Source organism: Flavobacterium sp. NKUCC04_CG, assembly GCF_019345525.1.
Classification (GTDB): Bacteria; Bacteroidota; Bacteroidia; order Flavobacteriales; family Flavobacteriaceae; genus Flavobacterium.
Genome location: NZ_JAHKRA010000033.1, coordinates 1 through 3157, shown reverse-complemented (window position 1 = coordinate 3157; position 3157 = coordinate 1). Strand labels below are relative to the sequence as shown.

The 3157-nt window shown below is 44.8% G+C and carries 2 protein-coding genes; both read right to left on the bottom strand.

The window, feature by feature from the left end; all coding sequences use genetic code 11:
- Nucleotides 1–954, bottom strand: a 954-nt coding sequence (locus KO524_RS15045; protein ID WP_219295055.1) for a hypothetical protein, incomplete at its 3' end; no start/stop codon positions are given.
- A 123-nt stretch (nucleotides 955–1077) separates the two neighbouring features.
- Nucleotides 1078–2985 (bottom strand): T9SS type A sorting domain-containing protein, encoded by a 1908-nt coding sequence (locus KO524_RS15040; protein ID WP_219295054.1) that lies wholly within the window; start codon nucleotides 2983–2985, stop codon nucleotides 1078–1080.
- Nucleotides 2986–3157: the final 172 nt, after the last annotated feature.

Below are 3157 nucleotides of genomic sequence, written 5' to 3'. Positions count from 1 at the left end.
GTCCAAACCCGTGCCACCAATGTAATACTGCTCTATCAAAGGGTCGTAAGTAAATCGGACCCGCTCTATAGTTTGTAAATTCCTAAAGTCCAAAAAGGTATGGGAAACGTAGTTGCCCTCGCTATCGTAACGGATGATATACCACTCGAGATAAAAATCTGATTCTGCTGGTGCCTCCACCCTTATACGCCCCTCCAAATGGGTACCCTCTAAAAAACCGACAAACCAATGGGTGGTGCCGTTGGCTTCGGTATAAACATCGCCAATTTGGCTCCACCCCAAATCTTGAATTACCTCGCCCTGTGGAAAACGGTGCCAAAGCAAACGCCCGTTATCCGCTTGATATTTGGCCAAAACCATGGTCTTAAAATTCGCATTGGGTATATCGGGGTCCAAACCCCGGGTATAGTCCATACGGACATCGTCGTCAAAATGTGGAGGTTCTTTAGTGTATTGAAAGGGACCAAAAGGCAACATGGATTCAAGATTACTCACAAACAGGCCCACATACAAACCGCCGTTTGAGTCCAGTCCCAAATTGTAGGCGTGATCCCAGGAATACCCCCCTATGCCCTTGGTCCACAACACCCTGCCCTCACAGTTGAGAGCCGCCAAAAAAACATCCGTATATTGATTAACGCCAGCTGGTCTGTTATATTCCTTTACGGGATCTCCATCAAATTGGGCATCGGGATGACCGATAACCCCCAACAGATAAACGTTGTTTTGCGCATCAATCTTAATATCCAATATGGTTTCGAACAATCGTCTATTATACCAATAACTCTTATCTAGAAGCATCCCATAAGCCCCTCCGCCCTTTTTATGCCATTTCCACTGGTAGTCCTGGGCTAAACCGGGCACCGATAAAAACAAACTCAACAACAAAATCAATCCGTTGTCTCGTACCGATTTTTTAATTCGCAATCCGCATCGTTTGTACTGTGTTTCCATAATGTTCTATTTTATAAAAACACTGTAAAAACAGCGGCCTGGCCCACTGCTTTTACAGCGTTTTTGGGGTTAGTTTTTAATCAAAATCTGTTGGTAACTTCTGTGTCCATAGTTCCCGAAATTTTATTTCACCAAAATCTTTTGAGTGACTTTATGTCCGTCGTAGTCCAGTAAGGCCAATATGTATTGTCCGGAAGCTAAATGCCCTAAGCTGACCTCTTGCAATTGGATATGCCCCTTGGCTACTATACGCGCTTGCAAGTCGTAAACCTCATAATACTTCCATAACCTATCCGATTGCCAATATACTTTATCGCTAGTCGGATTCGGATAGAGCACCACTTCTTCTATGGTTTTAAAGGTGGGAGTACTCATGTTTTCTCCACAATTCCAGGCCGCCAATTTGGCTACAAAAAAATCGGGGATACCGGAATAAAAAATAGGCGTCATCCGCGGTACATGCGGATCATCTACAAATAAACTACCGCTAAAGTGCCCGCCCACCAAAATGTTCTGATCCCGGTCCACAGCAATAGCCGTTAAACCGTCGTGATAACCCGAAGGCCCTTTGATGCGGTGCAACGCATTGCAATGACCGGTGATTTTGTCAAACCGACCCACAAAAGGATCCGGTAAATAACCGGTTCCCACGGGAATACCAGACATTTTATCACCCCAAAGCTCGGAGTCCATCGTGATTCCAGCCACCACTTCGGTAGCGGTAAAAGCCAATGCACGAGCCGATGAATAAGCACTCGTTATCGGAAAAGAAGGACATGCTGCCGCTGTTCCCCAAAGCAATTGTCCTTTGGTATTCAGTTTTAAAACATAGGGAAGTACATCTCCATTGACCTCTGGAAACTCTAATCCCGCAAAGGAATTTACATACGGGAGGTCATTAAATTTCGCAGATCCCATACCCGATAGATATACATTAGATTGCTCATCGGTTTTTATTTCTGCCAAGATACCTCCATCCATATCGTGACTCCACAGTTTGTTTCCCGCTTTGTCCAAAGCCAAAACATACATCGACTTTAAGAGCACTTCATCGCCATATGAAATAACTTCGAAACTATCCCAACAAACTCCACCAATGTAATACTGCTCTATCAAAGGGTCGTAAGTAAATCGGACCCGCTCTATAGTTTGTAAATTCCTAAAGTCCAAAAAGGTATGGGAAACGTAGTTGCCCTCGCTATCGTAACGGATGATATACCACTCGAGATAAAAATCTGATTCTGCTGGTGCCTCCACCCTTATACGCCCCTCCAAATGGGTACCCTCTAAAAAACCGACAAACCAATGGGTGGTGCCGTTGGCCTCGGTATAGATATCACCTATGGCACTCCATCCCAAATCTTGAATTACCTCGTCCTGTGGAAAACGGTGCCAAAGCAAACGCCCGTTATCCGCTTGGTATTTGGCCAAAACCATGGTCTTAAAATTCGCATTGGGTATATCGGGGTCCAAACCCCGGGTATAGTCCATACGGACATCGTCGTCAAAATGAGGGGGTTCTTTAGTGTATTGAAAGGGACCAAAAGGCAACATGGATTCAAGATTACTCACAAACAGGCCCACATACAAACCGCCGTTTGCGTCCAATCCCAAATTGTAGGCGTGATCCCAGGAATACCCCCCAATACCTTTAGTCCACAACACCGTGCCCTCACAGTTGAGAGCCGCTAAAAAAACATCCGTATGTTGATTGCCCCCAAAAGGCCTGTTATACACCTTTACCGGATCTCCGTCAAATTGGGCATCGGGATACCCGATAACCCCCAACAGATAAACGTTGTTTTGCGCATCAATCTTAATATCCAAAATCGACTCGTAATACCCTCTATTATACCAATAACTCTTGTCGTCTAACATTTCAAAAGCCCCTCCGCCCTTTTTATGCCATTTCCACTGGTAGTCCTGGGCTAAACCGGGCACCGATAAAAACAAACTCAACAACAAAATCAATCCGTTGTTTCGTACCGATTTTTTAATTCGCAATCCGCATCGTTTGTACTGTGTTTCCATAATGTTCTATTTTATAAAAACGCTGTAAAAACAGCGGCCTGGCCCACTGCTTTTACAGCGCTTTGGGGTTAGTTTTTAATCAAAATCTGTTGGTAACTTCTGTGTCCGTTGACATACAAAACCACCAAATATTTACCGCTAACCCAGTGGTCGGACGGTATCAGCAGGCTGC

Bases quoted from the DNA above. Each gene is read 5' to 3' on its own strand.
- KO524_RS15040 (WP_219295054.1), bottom strand. From the start codon at position 2,985: ATGGAAACACAGTACAAACGATGCGGATTGCGAATTAAAAAATCGGTA.